Raw genomic sequence first — 16765 nt, 5'->3', positions numbered from 1 at the left:
TGATGCCGACGTGAGCTGGGTGCGCCGGTTCAGTGCTCGCGCAGCGACGCCTGCAATGCGGTTGCCAGCGCCGCGTCCCCGGACACCAGATCCTGCCAGCGCAACGCAATGCCCTTGCGTCGCCCCTTCTCCGCCAGCTTCAGGCCTTCAGGGTCCACAGTCAGGGTGTAGGGCTGGCCATCGATCTCCAGTTCGCGTCGCAACGGCTTGTCGAGAGGTGTCATCAACGTTTCCTTGCGGGGGCGGAGATGCGGCGTCGCCGCACCGATACGTGACGGTGGTCACGGACGTGCCATCGCCAGGGGAAATCGACGGCTCGGGTGATGCCGATGCGTGGACCAACTTCCGGGTCGGACGGAGGCGGGGTGCCATCGCTGGCGATCACGATGCCATGGCTGCCTGTTACCAGATCGGCGCCGTCGAAGCTGCGGTCCAGCCCGAAGGCCTGCGAGAGCTTGCCGGGGCCGCTGGCCAGATCGTGGTCGCGGCGCGCGGCGGGACGCAGCTCGTGCATGCGCTCCAGGCCCGCCAGCGGCTCGACGGCCCGCAGCAGCACCGCCACGCCTTCACCGACCTCTCCGCAGACCACGTTGCTGCCCCAGTGCATGCCGTACGTGAAGTAGACATAGAGGTGGCCGGCCTCACCGAACATGCTGGCCGTGCGCGGCGTTGGCCCGCGATAGGAGTGCGCGGCGGGATCGTCGCTGCCGGCATAGGCTTCAACCTCGACGATGCGGCCAGCGCGACCATCGTCGCGCACCAGCAGCTTGTTGAGCAACTCCGGCGCAACGTCGGTCGATGGACGCCGGTAGAAGCGGCGCGGCAGGATCTGCAGGGAGGCGGGCAACCAATCCGGCACGGTGGTGGCAGGCTCGGGTGAAAGACCGTGGCACTGTGGCATCGATCAGGTGAAACGGGCGCAGACGCCGCGTCATTCCGGCGCAGGCGGTGCGGCCAATGCAGCGCGCCGGGCGGCATACACCTCCGGCGTCTGCGGCTTGATGAACAGTGCCACCAGCTCCGGATACTCGCGCTTCACCGCCGTTTCGATGCGGGTGATGCAGGCTTCGATCTGCGGGGTCCGGCGGTCATCCTCGAACTCGGCGCTGAGCATGGCCACCACCTGTTCCGGCCCCATCTGCATGGTGGTCACGCCGTTGGCGCGACGCAGGTCCGGATCGGTTTCGGCCACCGCCATGATCCGCTCGGCCACTGCGGGATGGGCAGGTTCTCCGACCAGCAGGCCCTTGGTCTCACGGGCCAGGAGGAAGGCGGTGGCGGCCAGCACGCCGGCGATGCACAGTGACGCAACGCCATCAAGCACCGGCATGTCCAGCACCTGGGCGGCCACCAGGCCGATCAGTGCGAAGCCCAGCCCGAGCAACGCAGCGCTGTCTTCCAGCAGTACGGTGAAGGTGGAAGGATCCTTGCTGCGGCGGAAGGCTTCGAAGTAGCCAAGTTTGCCTTTGGTACGCCGGAACTCGCGCAGCGCCACCCACCAGGAGCCACCCTCGAACAGGATGGAAATGCCCAGCACGCTGTAGCTCAACGCATGGTTGGTGGCCGGCTCCGGCCTGCGGATGTGCTGGATGCCCTCGTAGGCCGAAACGCCGGCACCGGCCGCGAACACCAGCAGGGCGACGATGAAGCTCCAGAAGTACAGCTCGCGGCCATAGCCGAAGGGATGTACCGGGTCAGGGGCCTTGCCTGCACGACGCAGCCCATAAAGCAACAGCAGTTCATTAAGGGTGTCGACCAGCGAATGCACGCCTTCGCTGAGCATGGCCGAGCTGCCGGAGATGCCGGCTGCGATGAACTTGGCCACGGCAATGGCCAGATTGCCTGCAAGGGCCGCATAGATGACGAGACGGGAGCCGGTGGGAACGGACATTTCGGCGGCGGGGCGGGGTGGATGCCTGATCTTCCCGATCAGCGCGTGCCCACTGCGTGCACGGTGCGATCAGCGGCCCTTGGGATTGAGATACAAGCGCGCGCCATCCGATTCACGGTACCCCGTCCAGCGTCCGCCGCCCGACGCGCGGAAGCGCCCGAATACGGTGTTGCTGGTGTCAGTCAGCAGCAGCTGGTTGCCCGACAGCACCCAGCGGTTGGCCGAGAAGAAGCCATCCGGGCAGCCGGCAGGCACATAGGCACTGTAGCCGCCGAACCACTCGATGTTCTTCAGCTCGATGGTGCAGGTGCTGCCGTTCTCCTGGCCCAGTGTCCAGCTGCCGACCAGGTCGCTGTCGCGTGTATCGCGGTCATCGCGCCAGTCGTCGTTGTTGTCATGGACGCCGAAGTCCACGTCGATGCCTTTGCTTTCGCTGCGCGATTCGGATTGCGAGCTGCCACTGCTGGTGGTCTGCATGGTCATCGAGCCACTGTTCTGGATCTCGGTACTGCTCGAATGGGTGGTCTGGTCGGCGCGGGCGGTCTGCTGGCCGAAGCCGAACGAGGCCTCCTGGGCGAGGGCGGGCAGCGCCAGGCAGCACAGCGCGAGCAGGCAGGTACGGGGGAGCACGGCGGCCATTGCAGCATCCTCGGCAGGTTGGATCGCGCGAGTATCGAACCGGTAGGGCGGGAGGCGGTGTGAGGGCGCGCCTCAACGCCCCTCAATCGGCCATCACCCGCCCAATGGCATCGGCCAGCAGGGCGCGTACCCGTTCCGGCGGCAGGTCCGGGTCGCGTACCGCACGCATCGCCAGGCCTTCCACCAGCAGCCGCAGCAGCAGGGTGCGTCCGGCAATCTGCTCTTCGTCCACGCTCCGGCCCTGATCGACATCACGCTGGCGCAGCCAGGCATGGATCGCGGCACTGGTCTGCTTGTCATGGGTGCGCAGCACCCCGGCCAGCACCGGGTCGCGATGGGCTTCGGCATTGATTTCCGCGTACAGCGCAACGCTTGCAATCGCATTGCCGTGGATCGGCAGCACTTCACCGCGCGCCCATTGCTGATAGCACGCGAGCAGGCCATCGACCAGATCCGACGCCGCCGGCATCTCGCTGATCGAGGCCTGGTCGTGACGCAGTTGGCGCTCGATCAGCGCCAGGATCAGGGCGCGCTTGTTGGCGAAATAGCGGTACATCAAGCCTTGGCTGATCTCCGCCTCGGCGGCGATATCGCCGATGGACCCGGCGTGAAATCCACGAGTGATGAAGCACTTCTGGGCGGCGTCCAGAATGCGCCGTCGCTGTGCCTCGGCATGGGCGGCGGCTGGGGCGTCAGCGGCTACTGCTACGGCGGTTTTCGGCGTCATTGGGTGAAGTCGGGGCATCCAGAGGCGGGATAGTACGTCACAGAAGGTGTGAATGAACGGTCATTCATTTGTAATTCCCGCCTCCCAGACTGCGCCGGTCTTCTCCTCCCGCGAATGAGTCCGATGCGCCACGCCACGCTGCACTGCCCGTTGCTCACCCTCGCCATCGCCGCCGCTCTGCCGCCGCTGGCCCATGCCGAAGACAGCCCTGGCGCCGACGCCGGCGCATCCGCCGATGCGGCTCGCACCGTGGTCGCCCTCGACCAGATAATGGTGACCGCCCAGAAACGCGCCACCAACCTGCAGGAAACCCCGATCTCGGTATCGGTAGTCGATGCCGAAGCGCTGAAGGACCGCAGCGCGATTTCGCTGGGCAGCCTTTCCGATGGCTCCATTCCGTCGCTGCGGGTCACGCCATTCGCTACCCGCAGTTCGGCGCTCAACATCGGCATCCGTGGCATCGGCGCCTCCGGCGACGCCAACCAGCCTGCGCGTGATGCCGGCGTCGGCATCTACGTCGATGGCGTGTTCATGGGCCGCGCGCAGGGCCTGGGCAGCATGCTCTACGACGTGGAGCGCATCGAAGTGCTGAAGGGCCCGCAGGGGACGCTGTTCGGCCGCAATACCGAAGGCGGCGCGGTGAGCATCGTGACCAAGGCGCCGACCGGCGAGTTTGGCGGCAGCGTCAGCGCCGGGGTGTCCAACTTCAGTGGGTACAACAGTGCGCTGCACCTGGACCTGCCCAAGGTGGGCGATGTCAGCTTCAAGATCGACGCCGTACAGGCCAAGCGCGGCGGCACCACCGAAAATCCCATGCGCGGCGAGCGCGACTTCAACAGCTACGACAAGCGCGGCGCACGCCTGAGCGCGCTGTGGCAGCCGAGCGATGACTTTTCGCTGCTGTACGCCCTCGACCGCTCCTACGATGCCACCACGCCGTATCACACCCAGGTGCTGGTGCCAGGCGCCTACCTCAGCCCGCTGCAGAAGGCAGGTGCCAGCCAGGACCGCCGCGACAGCGCCATCCTGGGCGGGCCGCAGGAAGACAATATCGGCCGCACCAGCGGCCATCTGTTGAACCTGTCGTGGGCATTGAATGACAACCTTGAGCTGAAGTCGATCAGTTCCTACCGCGAGCTGACCCAGGGCCAGTTCGACATGGGCCTGGTCGATGCGATCTCGGCCTATGGTGGCGCCGGCACGCCGTTCGGCCGCTACAGCCTGGCCCAGGTCTACCAGCACCAGTACAGCCAGGAATTCCAGCTGATCGGTAACACCTCGCAGGTGCAGTTCCTTGGCGGTGCGTTCTACTACCACGAGACCGCTGGCGACAATGCACAGACCCCGAACATGCTGGTGTGGGGGCCGGGTGGCAACAGCTACACGGTGAACCCCGCGACCAATCCGCTGGATCTTTCCCGGGTGCGTATCGACCGTGCCAGCAAGGCGTGGACCGACAGCCTGGGCGTGTTCGGCCAGGCCACGTGGACACCGGAAGCACTGCAGCGCCTGCACTTGACCGCCGGCGGTCGCTACACCCGTGATGACAAGAAGGGCAACCTGTACATCGTCAACGGTGCCGCCACCAACCTTGCGTTCAAGGACCGCTGGAGCCGCTTCGACCCGATGGTCAACATTGCCTACGACCTTGGCGAACACGCCATGGTCTATGCCAAGTACAGCACCGGCTTCAAGGCGGGTGGCGCCAACTCGCGCTCCACCAACTACAGCGCGTTCGGCCCGGAAGAGGTGACGGCCTACGAGCTGGGCTTCAAATCGCAGTTCTGGGACAACCGTGCGCGCCTGAACCTGGCGGTGTTCGATTCAACCATCGCGCACAAGCAGATGGACTTCTCGCTGCCGTTCGATCCGAACAGCGGTGAAACCCGCACCACCATGGTCACCACCAATGCGCCGAGCGATGGAAAGTCGCGCGGTGCGGAGTTGGAGTTCAACGTGGTGCCGGTGGACAACCTGACTTTCGGCCTGAACTACGCCTACACGAAGATCGATGCGCAGGCCGCGACAGACCCGTTCGGCGCAGGGGTGCAGGTGACCGTGCAGCCGCTGCTGGCGCCGAAGAACGCAGGCAGCCTGTCGGTCGACTATCTGGTGCCATTCGCCGATTTCTCGGCGCTGAAATTCCACGTGGACGGCAACTGGTCCGATGGCTACTACACCAGCGAGTACGACCAGATGCTGACCGACAGCTCGTTTGTGGTGAACGCACGGGTGGCGCTGGTGGACGTTCCGGTCAACAGCACCGGCACCACGGTGTCGTTCTCGCTGTGGGCACGCAACCTGCTGGACGAGCAGCACCTGTTCTACAAGATCAACAGCGCGCCGCTGGGCCAGAGCGGCATCTTCAACGACCCTCGCACTTTTGGCCTTGAAGTGGCCGTCAACTTCTGATTCGAACGGAGAACCGCATGAAAACCCGCCACACCGACCTTGCCCTGGCCCTGATACTGAGCCTGCCGCTGGCTGCAAGTGCACTTGCAGCCGACGCACCGCAGGCCCTTGCCACGAAGGCCGTGGCCTCTGCCAATGTGAAGCCGGTCGTTGCCGACGCGCAGCGCGTGATCCCGCTGCAGGGTGCCTGGAATGTACGTACCTTCGCCGGCCTCCAGGGCCGCCACGGTCCGATTCCGGCCGATGCATTCGTGCGCACCGCCGATCTCGGCCGCCTGACCGAAGCCGACCGTGATGCCCTGGTCGCCGCCGGTGTGAAGCTGGACATCGATCTGCGCACCGCCGATGAGGAGGCACAGTCGCCGGACCTGCTGGCCCGCGATGATCGTTTCGATTATCAGCGCATCTCCCTGATGGGCACCGAGAAGATGGACCTGCAGAAGATGATGACCAGCTTCCCCGATTCGCTGGGCGAAGCCTATGTGCAGTGGCTGGGCCACAGCCAGCCGCAGTTCAAGCAGGTGTTCCAGCGCATTGCCGCGCAGCAGGACGGTGCGGTGCTGTTCCATTGCACGGCCGGCAAGGACCGCACCGGCATCATCGCCGGCCTGCTGCTGGACCTGGCCGGCGTGCCGAAGGCCGAGATCGTGCACAACTACGCGATCTCCGCGCATTACCTGGAAGGGCAGCCGAAGGATAGCGCGATGAACGCGCAGATCATGGCGCTGGTCAGGCAGAACCCGGAGATCGGCCGCAAGTTGGCGGGCATGGCCGGTACTGCGCCGGACAACATGGAGCAGTTCCTGGCGGCGCTGCACAGTCAGTACGGTGGTGCGGAAGGGTACCTGAAGTCGATCGGGGTCAGCGAGCAGGAGATCCAGCAGTTGAAGGTGCGGCTGGGTCAGGCCGGCTGATAGGTCGTGCCGGCTGTTGGCCGGTTGACGTGCAGATACCGAAGGGATGCCGGCCATCGGCCGGCATGACCCGCAGCCAGGCATGGCCTGGCGCTACTGATCCGGCTTCACCCTTGCCACCCGTTTCCGGTACTCATACACATTGTCACCGCGGATGCGCTTTTCCTCGGTGCCGGTGACCCGGCCGACCTGCTGGTCCGAGCCGGTGACCGGCTTGGCCTCGATGGCGGTCTCGTGCTCGAAGGAGTGCGATTTGTCGGTGTTGCGGTAATAGCGGTACAGCGCCCAGTACAGCGCGGTTGCGCCGGCCGGACCTGCCGCCAACAGCCAGAGGCCACTGTCGTCGCTCATGTCGATGCCACCAGGAAGGCAATTGCGAGGGCTTCAATGACGGTGCCGGTGGCCAGGGCCGCCAGCAGCATCTTCCATTGCTGCACGGGCACACTGCCCATGGTTTCGCCGGTACGGCCGTTCACCGCGATGTAGTGCAGCATGCCGCCGTTCTTTCCGGGCTGGTGATACGAGTACAACCACACCGGCAGGTACATCGACACCCAGCGCGTTCCATGCACCTCCAGCTGTTCCTGTTCCCAACGCACGCCACGGTTGTAGCGCCTCACCGACCCTTCCACCTGCGCGCGGGCGATCGACAGCAGCTGGTCTTCCAGCCGCGGCCGCAGCTTCTCCACATCCAGGTTGCGCTTCTCGGAGGTGAAGCCAGCCAGGTATGAGGCGTTCCATTTCACCGCGTTCTTGGTGTCGAACGGCAGGATGGTGTTGATGATGTTGTTGGTGTTGGCGCGGGTATCCAGATTGCCGCGCTCGGCCGAGGATTCCAGAGGCAGGTCATCAACCGTGAAATCCACCTGGCGTTCGACCTGGTAGACATCGGCGTCGTACAGGGTGCGCTTGTTCTTCTCGCTGCCGACCGTGTATTGCCGGGTCTGGATCTCGCCCTTGCCGGCCACGGCCGCGCTGACGTTGCTGTCCACGATCATGTAGGGCAGGAACACGCCCACCACGTTTTCCGGGGTGAACTGCTCCTTGAACGCTTTCAGCGCGAACATGCGGCGCTTGTCGACGAACTGGCGGATGCGCGCGACCGCATCTTCCTTCTTGATGTGGAAGGGCAGCACCGCATCGGGCACCGCACCATTGCTGATCTGTTCGTTGACGCCGAAGACGTGGCGGCACCAGTGGCAGCGCGCCGTCATCGTGCTTTCGGTGTTGACCGTGACTTCGGCGCCGCAGCCCGTGCACTTGAACGTCATCAACGCCGAGGTGTCGGCATCGATGTTGCGTGCACCGGAAGCGATGACCGTGCCGCGCAGCTGGTCGATGGCCTCGCCCAGCCCGAATTCCTCCTCGACCCGCGCGCCATGCCATTCGTGACGGCAGTACAGGCAGACGAGGATATCGGTGCCGGCCTTGGGCCGGATGTCGGTGGCGCCGCACTTCGGGCAGCGGTTGAGGCCGTCCTTCAGCTCGCTGGCCGAGGTATCGATGGCCACAGGATCGGGCGCTTCCACTTCATCGCGGATGGCCTGTGGCAGTTTCGAGGTGTCCAGCGGGAAGCTGCCGGGCAGGGGAGGGACGTCCTGCGGCGAACCGGGCCCATCCAACGACGCCGCCGGCAAGGGCGGCGGCGTCGCGGGCACGGATCCGGGCAGCGGCGGTGGGCCGTTTCTGGGATCGGACATGTGGGTTGTGCGTCCTGCTGTTACAGGCCCAGTGCCTTGGCTTTCAGGGCGTCATAGTCGCCCTGGGTGATCAGGCCGAGGTCCAGCATTTCCTTGGCCTTCTTCAGCTTGGCCACCGGATCGTCGGCAGCCGGTGTGACCGGCTGCTGCATGCCACCGACACCGAACATGCCCGAGGCCATGCCGACACCGACCAGGCCTGCCGCACCGCCGTTCTCGCCGGCCGACTGGATGCCCTGGGCGACGCTCGCCTGCAGGTTGGAATTACCGCGCGAGCCGGACAGTGCATCTGCGCGCTGCACGGTCTTCAGCAGTTCGCGGGTGTTGGCGTCGTACTCGATCGAGACAATGGCGGTCTTGACGATGGCCAGGCCGCGTTCGGACTTCCACTGGTAGCCCTGCTCGACGGCGGCCGACAGGCTCTGTGCAAAGCCCAGCGAGTCCTGCTGCAGCCTGGTGATGCGGTTGCCCTTGCCCGGATCGTTCGTGTACAGGCTGAAAGCCGGCGCCAGCGAACCGACCACTTCATTGAACAGCTGGCTGGCGGCGGCGTTGTCCAGGTCGGTGAAGTCGAACACCTGGCCCGGCTGCAGGTAACTGGCCGGCACGAAGTTCTTCACGAACAGGATCGGGTCGACGATCTTCAGCGTGTACGAACCGCGCGTGACCGCGCCCACCTGGGTATTGAGGAAGCCGTCGTCCCAGTAGATTTCCGACTGGGTCCCGAAGCGGTTGTCCGGCAGCTCCTTCAGCGAGACGAAATAAGCCGCCTGCTGCGAACCGGGCTGGCCGCCGAACTTGAAGCGTTCCCAGCTCTGCTTGATGAAGGTGCTGACCAGGCCGTCACCGGCGAAGATCGATTGCGAGTTCAGGTCGTCCGAACGCCACTCGTAGCCGCCCGGTTCGGCAACGAACGCGGTGATCGCGCCGTCCTGGAACAGCAGCAGGCCGTAGCCCTCCGGCACGATGATCTTCGAGCCGTTGGTGATGATGTTGGACGAGCCGCTGGTGTTGGAGCCGCGGCCGGCGTTGGTGCCGCGCGGCACCGCCGCGAACAGGGCCGCCGTCGAGGGCAGGCCCGTGGGCACGGTGTAGAAGTCCTTCCACTGGTCGGCCAGCACACCACCGACCGCACCCTTCACCGCCTGTACCAGACCCATGTCCAACTCCCTGTGATTCGAGGGCAGGCACCATGCCTGCCGAGCTGGGCTGAATATAGCAGCGGGCAGGGACCGCTGTGGTGCCGGGAGATGAATCCAGGCCCTGCCGGGGCGCAGGACCGTGCCTGGCGCTGTCTCTACAACATGTACGGGATCTTGAAGGCGAGAGTGAAGTCCGGTGCATCCGGGGTCAGCCCGATGCCGAGCAGGGTCACCAGTGTGGTGTGCTGGTTGAGCGCGTAGGTCACGCCCAGATTCAGTGATGCCGCGTTGGCGTCGCTGCCGATCACTTTCATCCACTTCCCGCCTTGGAAACGGGTGGAAGCGCGGGCGCTGATGCGGTCGCTGAAGGACAGGCTGAGGCTGGTGCGCTCGTTGAACGCAAAGGCCACGCCAGCGCCGAAGTAGACCGCGCCGCCGAGCTTCACGTCACCCGGGTTGACCGTGTCGGGGTTGCTGTCGATATCACTGAAACCACGCGGGAACGAATGCACATAGCCAACGTTGGCGAACAGGATTGCCGGATCGGCGGTCTTGACCATCGACAGGCCCACGTTGGCCTGCCACACGCCATTGCCGGTGGGCTGTTCCCTGGGAACGGCGAAGCGGATGTAGTCATCGTCGTCGCGCTCGATCACCTTCCAGTCCAGGCCGTAGGGTGCGCGCCCGGTAGGGGCGGTGACTCCGGCGGTGAGCACCGTTTCCGGGCGCCAGCCGCGTTCGCCGAACAAGCGGTAGTTCGCACTCAAACCGATATCGCCCAGCCCGTTGCCATTGGTTTCTTCCTGCGCGATCGCGGCCGCCGCGCCGCCGGCGCCGCCCTTCTGGTAGACGGTGCGCCGCGCCAGGTAAGGCACGTCCAGGTTGAGCGTCAGGTTCGGGCTGACACCCCAACGTGCGGCCAGGTTGTAGGTGAGCGAATCGGATTCAACGTTCTCGATGGCGATGTTGCCGAGGAAGATCGCGTCCAGCGCCAGGAAACCATTGAGGGTGAGCTGCTTGCGGTCGTAGCGGGCGTAGGTGAGGCTGTTCTCGACAGTGAAGCGGCGCGAGAAGAGGGCCGACTGCTGTTGTTTCACATCATCCACGCTGCGCCGCGATTCCTGCTTCGCCTGCTGTGCCTCGGCCGCCGTGCTGGCGTAGCCCTCGCTACCCTGCGACGTCTGTAGCGTCGAGCCATGCTCGACTGCGGCGCCCGTTGCCGCCGCCGTTCCCGGCCCGGTGGGCCCGGTGCGTCCACTCAATCGCGCCTGCATCGCCTGCACCTGCATGTCCAGCTCGCGCAGCCGCCGCACTTCCTGCGCGTAGTTGGATTTGAGCTGCTCCAGCTGGTTGGCCAGTGCCTGTACGTCGGCGCCATCGTCCGCCGCTGGCGGTGCGGCGAAGGCGGTGCCCGCCAGCGCCGCCAGCGCCAACGGGGTGATCCTCATCAAGGTGTGCATGTTCGTGTCCTGCGTTGTGGAACGCTTCCCCCAACGCCGTGCCGTGGTGCTATCGGCCCGGCCCCATGCCGCGGTTCATCGCAATCGCCTGGGCCACGTTCTGGCTCAACGGCAGGTTGCCGCCCGCGGTATCCCGCACCAGTTCCAGCTGCAGCTGGTTGCTGGCGATCTGCCCGTCACCGGCCAGGGCGATGCCCTGGCCGACGCTGCCGTTGCGTATCCATTGCTGGACCATGCCCTGGCCCTCCACCTGCAGTTGCAGGCGTGCGTGGTTGCCGTCCAGCACTGCGGAGGCCGAGACGCCTGCACCCTGCGCACTGAGCGAATGGGCACCGTCATCGGAAAGGCCCGGCACCGTGCCGTTGCGCACCACCAGCGTGGTCGCATTGCGGGCGACGTTGCCATCGCCGGCCACCTGCACGCTCTGCACCAGGCCATTGGCGTTGGCCAGGCCGGTGCTGTCGATATGGCGGCCCTGCGTGTCCGGCAGCGGCGCATCTGCGGCAGTCACGTGCACGCTGGGCTGGAAGCTCAGTTTCGGGCTGCCGCCGCCGCGGAAGTCCATGCCCAGGGTCAACGCACCCTGCAATACGTTTCCGTTGCCGGCCTGCCACTGCGAGACCATCGTCACCCCGAACCACGCGACGGTATTGCCGCCCACGGTGTAGCGGCCGCGCATCAGGTTCAGTTCGGGATCCGGAATTTCCTTCAGGCCGCGTCCCGGCGCAGCATCCGCCGCCTGCAGGGGCAGGGCGGAGCTCGCCAGCAGCAGGAGCATCAACAGACGGTGGCGGAACATGGCGGAACCTCCTTCAGAACAGGTCGGCGTGGCTGAAGCCGAAATCGACCAGTTCGGCATCGGTGATCGGCCCCTGTCGCGCGTAGAGCGCGCGGGCACTGGGCCGTTCGCTGGGTTGCAGCAGGACTGTGTTGCGATCGAAATCACTGCCGATCACCACGAATACGGCACGCGATGGCCACGCAGCGAGGAATTCAGGCAGCGCCAGGCTGCGGTTGCCAAGGATGGGATCAGCCACCTCGACCACACCGCCGCGCACCTGCTTGAGCACCACGAAGTGGCGGAAGCCGCGCACGTCCATCAGCACAAGACCCGGAACCCGAAGCGTGCGCAGGCGTGCCTCATCGATGCGATAGCCGCGCCCGCGCATGCCCAGCGATTCCACGTAGCGCTTGATGTCGAGCAGCGAAAAGCCACGCTCGGCTACCAGCGCCGAGTCGGACACCCCCATCATCCCTTCGATCACCGTCGCCTCGTCGGTGTCCAGGTGGTAGGCATGGCGCAGGATGGTCGCCAGTGCGGCCGCTCCGCAGCTGTAATCGGTGTGCTGGCGTACCACGTTGCGGTAGCGCCGTTCCTGCATGCTCTCCACCTTCTGCTGCAGCAGCGCACCATTGGGCAGTACGCCGGCGAAGCCGACGTCGCCCGCCCGCGCGGACGCGCCGCCCAGCAACAGCAGGCAGGCCAGTAGGCGTATCGAGAGACGGTGGCCGAACATCGCATTCTCCGGCAGCAAGGGGGAGCCCCTGTCCCAAGGGGGAGGAGGAACAGGAGCTCCCGGGAAGCCGGCCATTGGCGGACGGCCGGGGTGTTGCGCTTACTCGCCGCTGCCACCACCGCCGCCGGTGCTGGGCTGGGCGACTGCCAGGGCCAGGCTGTTGGCCTGCAGGTTGCCGGTGCCCGCGGCCACGTTCACGCCGATGTTGCCCGAGGCGCCGGAGAAGGCGCTGCCCGACAAGGCCGAGGTGTTGGTCGCGTTGACGTTCACCCAGCGCGTGGTGCTGACCGTGCCGCTGAGGCTGGCATACAGGTCGGCCACGCCCAGCTCGACGAACTGGCTGGTGCCACTCTCACGCGTATCGAAGCCCAGGCCACCCACCCCCGGCCGGTTGGGGTTCATCGTGGCGTTCTGGATCTGGTTGTCCAGATCGATATGGCCGGTGCTGTTGCCACCCGGGTGCGGCAGCTCGCCACTCCAGGTATCCAGATAGTAGTTGGCCATCTGGTAGGCGTTGCCGGTACCGCGGTAGGTGCCGGCGCCATAGGCCAGGGTCAGGCCGCTGACGCCGCCACGCATGCCGACCTGCACGGTATCGGTGTAGGACTGCACGAAACCGGCGTTGCTGACCGTGTTGCCGGTGGAGACCTGGTTGGAGCTGATGCTCGACTGCGCCACCGCGGTGGTCGCGACCGACGCCGCCAGCGCGTTCTTCTGCTCGTTGTTGTTGCCCGAAGCAATGTTGACGCCGATGTTGCCTGACGCACCGCCGAAGGCATTGCCACCGAGACCTGCGGCATTGGTGACGCCGGAGTTCATGGTCGCGTTGCCGAAGCCGGCCTGGTTGACGAACACCTCGGCATCGGCCATGCCGAAGCTGAAGGACGCGTCGGCGGCGGACAATGACGCGGCGTTGTCCTGGGCGTTGTTGTCGCCTGATACCACGTTGAAGCCGAGGTTGCCGGAGGCACCTGCGCCCACGCTGTCACCGATGGAGGCACTGTTGGTGACCAGGCTGTTGCTGGTGGCGTTGTTGCTGATCGACTGGCGGTTGTCGATCACGGCGATGGCCGCCGAGTCGAGGTCGATGTCGCCGGTGATGTTCGGGTCGCCGGAGAAATTGATGTCAGTGCTCAGTCGCAGGTCCTTCTCCAGGTTCACGTCGACGCCGTGGTTGTTCTTCTCCTTGCGTTCGTCGGCCTGGATGGTGCTGTGCTTCTGCACATTGACGTTGACGGTGCGGTTGCGCACGTCGTTGTCGGTGTGGTTGTGCGTCTCGTTGCGGGTTTCGCTGACGGTGTGGGTGTGGTTGATGTTCGCGTTGGCGTTCTGGTTGTCCCAGCCATTGGCCGCAGCGGCGGTCGAGGCAGTGGCAATCGCCATGGCGAGCATGGTCCGTTTGACGGTCGCTTTCATGGTGCCCTCTCTCTCATCAGGTGGTGCATCGGTTGGGTGGTTGTCACGGGCGGTCCTGCACGACCAGGCCCAGTACATTGGCCGTGTCATTGCCGCTGCCCGCGATCTGATTGAGTTGCAGGACCCCGTCGAATCCCCGCAGCGCGGTGCTGGTGACACCGGCGCTGCGGGTGCCCGTCGCGACGCCGCGACCGGCGTCGTCCCGCCCCCCTGCCAACGCGGAACCCTCGGCGGCCAAGGCCGTATCGTCGGTTTCGCGTATGCCCTGTCGGGCCAGCGTCGCGCTGACGACGTTGAGCGTCGTGTTGGCGATGCCGCTGGCCTGGTTGATGGATGCGATGCCGCTGGCACCGGCCAGCGCCTTGCCATCGATGACGGCAGTGGCGTGCATCGGTGCACCCAGCACGCGGTTGCCACCGCGCAGTTGTCGGTTGGCGATCGAGACGTCGGCATGTTCGCCCGTGGCGATGCCGCGCAGGTTGGCCTGCAGATTGAGGTCGCCGGCCGCCTGGTTGACCGCGATGGCGCCGTTCGCGCCGGCCAGTGCATGGCCGTCGATGCGGGCAACGTCGAGGTAGGCGAGCATGCCGCTGTAGTCATCGGCCTGCGCGATCAACGGCATGGCAGGCAGGATCAGCAGCAGCCAGTGCGCCCGCCTCACTTGCCACCTGCCGGGGCCATGCCCTGCAGCGGGAACTGGCCGAGCGCGCCGCGCACGGTCTCGCCGATGCCGCGGGTACTGTTGCCGACCGCGCCGAGCGGCCCGCTCATGGCGCCACCGAGACTGCTGCCGACCATGCCGTCACCGTTGCGGCCGAGCGTACCGCCCAATGCCTGCTGCGTCACACGTTCGACCGTGGTGCCTGCGGGTGCGGTGGCTGTGGCTGCCTGACCTGCCCCCATGCCTGCGTAGTCCTCATCGCTCAGCTCGTCCATCCCGTTTGCCGGGGCACCCGCACCGAGGGCCGCCGCGATCTCGCGCTGGGGTTTCGGGTCGGCGATCAGCGCCATGCCGGGCGGCGCCATGCGATAGGCCGGGCGTGCGGACACATCACGCAACAGGACGATTTCGCCCGGTTGAGCCTTCACGCCCTGGCGTGCACCGGAGGCAGAGGCGCTCGCGCCAACCGACAGCAGGGCCACGGCCAGCGTTGCCAGCAGGCCGCGAATGGGGGTGGTGCCGTCCATGCCGATCTCCCGTGGTGGGTGCGGCGGAAGCACGCATCAACCGTGCCAACCCTGCAGGGCTTGGCTGCCCTGGCGCCGGGCGGTGGCGGCGCAGGGTGCTGCTGCCGCGCCGTTACAGCGGCGTCCGAAAAATGTTGGGATTGCGCTGTACGAAGCGCCGCAGGGCAAGGTGGGCGCCCGACTGTCACACGGGTGTTACAGGTGCCGTCGCGGACTGTAACGATGCCGCTTCAGCCGGTGGTCTCTTGACGCGGCGCTCATTGCGCCGCCGTTTAGCGCAGCGCTAGGATCCGCCCATCAAAGGCCGCTGCGGTGGCCGTAGAAGGTCCCGGCGGAGGGCGGCACGCCGGTGATTGCCTGACAGTCCGCCGACGGTGTCCGGATGCTGGGGGAAGCATGGCGGCGGTCCCGGAGGCTTCTACATCACGTTGCGTGCTCTGGTTCGGCGAGCCGCTGGCGAACGAGCGCAGCGCGCTGGCGGCCGCGGGCTGGTACGTGCGCCGCATCCATCCCGACCCTGCGATGGCGATCGGGCTGCGCGGGCGTGATCGGCTGCTCGCTGTGCTGGATCTTCGCCATCTGGATACGCCCGCGCTGCAGTTGCTGGCGCCATGGATCGAACAGCACGTGCATCTGCCCTGGCTTGCGGTGCTGCCACCCGGCGCAGGGCCCACGCCTGCAGCGTGGCTGCCCTTGCTGCAGCGTTGCATCTCGCGGTTCACGCTGCCTTTCGGCCTGCAGGACCTGGTGGCTGCGATGCGCCAACAGTTCGACGCGGATGATCCTTCTGCCAGCGAGGTATGCGGCGGCCAGGGGCCACGCGCACTGATCGGCGAGAGTCCTGCGTTGCATGCGGTGCGCACCGTGTTGCACAAGTTCGCGCCGGTCGAACTGCCGGTGCTGGTCACCGGCGAAACCGGTACCGGCAAGGAGCTGGCGGCTCACGCGTTGCATGCGTTGTCCGGCCGTGCGGGCAAGCCGTTCATCGCGGTCAACTGCGGTGCCATTCCGGCCAACCTGGTGCAGTCGGAGCTGTTTGGCCACGAGCGCGGCTCGTTCACCGGCGCCGACAAGCGCCAGATAGGCGTATTCGAAGCCGCACACGGCGGCACCGTGTTCCTCGACGAGGTGGGTGACCTGCCGGCGGAGGCGCAGACCAGCCTGCTGCGCGTGCTGCAGGAAGGCACCTTCGAGCGTGTCGGCAGCAGCCAGCCGCTGCGGGCGGATGTGCGGGTACTCGCCGCCACCCACGTCGAACTGGAGCACGCGGTGGCGCAGGGGCGGTTCCGCAGCGATCTTTACTATCGCCTCAATGTGCTGCGCCTGCTGATGCCGCCCTTGCGCGAGCGTGGCGCCGATGTGCAGCTGCTGGCCGAGCACTTCCTGCGCTGCTTCCGCCTGCGCCACAGCGTGCGTGCACGTGGCTTTGCGCCCGCTGCGCTGCATGCGATGCGGCGCTTCGGTTGGCCCGGCAACGTGCGTGAACTGCTCAACCGGGTGCAGCGGGCGGCGATCATGGCCGAAGGCGAGCTGATCAGCGAGCGCGACCTTGAACTGGGTGGGGCCGAGCATGCGCCGCCGGGCGCGATGCTGCAGGATGCCCGCGGCCAGGCCGAGCGCGATGTGCTGCTGCAGACCCTGCGCCAGACCGGCTACAACGTCTCCGAGTGCGCACGGCAGATGCAGATCTCGCGGGTGACCGTGTATCGGCTGTGCCGCAAGCATCGTCTGGAACTGCCGGCGCAGCGTTGAGTGCGGA

Annotated in this window: 17 protein-coding genes; 3 read left to right on the top strand and 14 right to left on the bottom strand. The window is 66.2% G+C overall.

The features are described 5' to 3' along the window. Positions 1-29: 29 nt before the first annotated feature. From ACZ75I_RS10395 to ACZ75I_RS10375, 5 genes are all read right to left on the bottom strand, one after another. Positions 30-224: a hypothetical protein gene (locus ACZ75I_RS10395; protein ID WP_061480303.1), complete on the bottom strand. Its 195-nt coding sequence runs from the start codon at positions 222-224 to the stop codon at positions 30-32. Beyond that, positions 224-859 (bottom strand): DNA-3-methyladenine glycosylase, encoded by a 636-nt coding sequence (locus ACZ75I_RS10390; protein ID WP_180867121.1) that lies wholly within the window; start codon positions 857-859, stop codon positions 224-226. The genes ACZ75I_RS10395 and ACZ75I_RS10390 overlap by 1 nt, the downstream gene beginning before the upstream one ends. 72 nt (positions 860-931) lie before the next feature. Beyond that, positions 932-1891, bottom strand: a complete 960-nt coding sequence (locus ACZ75I_RS10385) for a cation diffusion facilitator family transporter (RefSeq protein WP_472957813.1) — start codon at positions 1889-1891, stop codon at positions 932-934. 69 nt (positions 1892-1960) lie between these two features. Beyond that, positions 1961-2530: an AprI/Inh family metalloprotease inhibitor gene (locus ACZ75I_RS10380; protein WP_346476052.1), complete on the bottom strand. Its 570-nt coding sequence runs from the start codon at positions 2528-2530 to the stop codon at positions 1961-1963. An 82-nt stretch (positions 2531-2612) separates the two neighbouring features. Next, entirely contained in the window at positions 2613-3257 is a 645-nt protein-coding gene (locus ACZ75I_RS10375; protein ID WP_472957812.1) for a TetR/AcrR family transcriptional regulator, read from the bottom strand. Positions 3258-3380: 123 nt separating this feature from the next. Here ACZ75I_RS10375 and ACZ75I_RS10370 point away from each other — a divergent pair, with 123 nt between their 5' ends. After that, on the top strand, positions 3381-5669 hold the full coding sequence (locus ACZ75I_RS10370) for a TonB-dependent receptor (protein ID WP_472957811.1): 2289 nt from the start codon (positions 3381-3383) through the stop codon (positions 5667-5669). A gap of 17 nt (positions 5670-5686) precedes the next feature. Beyond that, a complete protein-coding gene (locus ACZ75I_RS10365; RefSeq protein WP_472957810.1) occupies positions 5687-6583 on the top strand; it encodes a tyrosine-protein phosphatase in 897 nt (298 codons plus the stop codon). A 93-nt stretch (positions 6584-6676) separates the two neighbouring features. On the opposite strand, the gene ACZ75I_RS10360 is transcribed toward ACZ75I_RS10365, so the two are convergent. From ACZ75I_RS10360 to ACZ75I_RS10320, 9 genes are all read right to left on the bottom strand, one after another. Further along, positions 6677-6934 (bottom strand): hypothetical protein, encoded by a 258-nt coding sequence (locus ACZ75I_RS10360; RefSeq protein WP_472957809.1) that lies wholly within the window; start codon positions 6932-6934, stop codon positions 6677-6679. Further along, entirely contained in the window at positions 6931-8283 is a 1353-nt protein-coding gene (locus ACZ75I_RS10355) for a TFIIB-type zinc ribbon-containing protein (RefSeq protein ID WP_472957808.1), read from the bottom strand. Before ACZ75I_RS10355 ends, ACZ75I_RS10360 begins: the two co-directional genes overlap by 4 nt. A gap of 20 nt (positions 8284-8303) precedes the next feature. Further along, positions 8304-9443, bottom strand: a complete 1140-nt coding sequence (locus tag ACZ75I_RS10350; RefSeq protein ID WP_346476057.1) for an SPFH domain-containing protein — start codon at positions 9441-9443, stop codon at positions 8304-8306. A 137-nt stretch (positions 9444-9580) separates the two neighbouring features. Further along, positions 9581-10885 (bottom strand): transporter, encoded by a 1305-nt coding sequence (locus ACZ75I_RS10345; protein WP_346476058.1) that lies wholly within the window; start codon positions 10883-10885, stop codon positions 9581-9583. Positions 10886-10934: 49 nt separating this feature from the next. Continuing rightward, positions 10935-11684: a hypothetical protein gene (locus tag ACZ75I_RS10340; RefSeq protein ID WP_472957807.1), complete on the bottom strand. Its 750-nt coding sequence runs from the start codon at positions 11682-11684 to the stop codon at positions 10935-10937. Positions 11685-11697: 13 nt separating this feature from the next. Beyond that, positions 11698-12402, bottom strand: coding sequence for a C39 family peptidase (locus ACZ75I_RS10335; RefSeq protein ID WP_472957806.1), 705 nt, complete (start codon positions 12400-12402; stop codon positions 11698-11700). 99 nt (positions 12403-12501) lie between these two features. After that, positions 12502-13818, bottom strand: coding sequence for a hypothetical protein (locus ACZ75I_RS10330; protein ID WP_061478319.1), 1317 nt, complete (start codon positions 13816-13818; stop codon positions 12502-12504). 43 nt (positions 13819-13861) lie between these two features. After that, positions 13862-14440 carry a hypothetical protein gene (locus ACZ75I_RS10325; protein ID WP_428986720.1) on the bottom strand — a complete coding sequence of 193 codons (579 nt, stop codon included), beginning with the start codon at positions 14438-14440 and terminating at the stop codon, positions 13862-13864. Between the two features lie 35 nt (positions 14441-14475). Further along, on the bottom strand, positions 14476-15006 hold the full coding sequence (locus ACZ75I_RS10320) for a hypothetical protein (RefSeq protein WP_154350885.1): 531 nt from the start codon (positions 15004-15006) through the stop codon (positions 14476-14478). Between the two features lie 396 nt (positions 15007-15402). Here ACZ75I_RS10320 and ACZ75I_RS10315 point away from each other — a divergent pair, with 396 nt between their 5' ends. After that, positions 15403-16758, top strand: a complete 1356-nt coding sequence (locus ACZ75I_RS10315) for a sigma-54 interaction domain-containing protein (RefSeq protein ID WP_346476060.1) — start codon at positions 15403-15405, stop codon at positions 16756-16758. Positions 16759-16765: the final 7 nt, after the last annotated feature.

The organism is Stenotrophomonas sp. X, from assembly GCF_055721025.1.
Note: the sequence above shows the minus strand (reverse complement) of the source record. Positions and strands in the feature narration are given on the sequence as shown.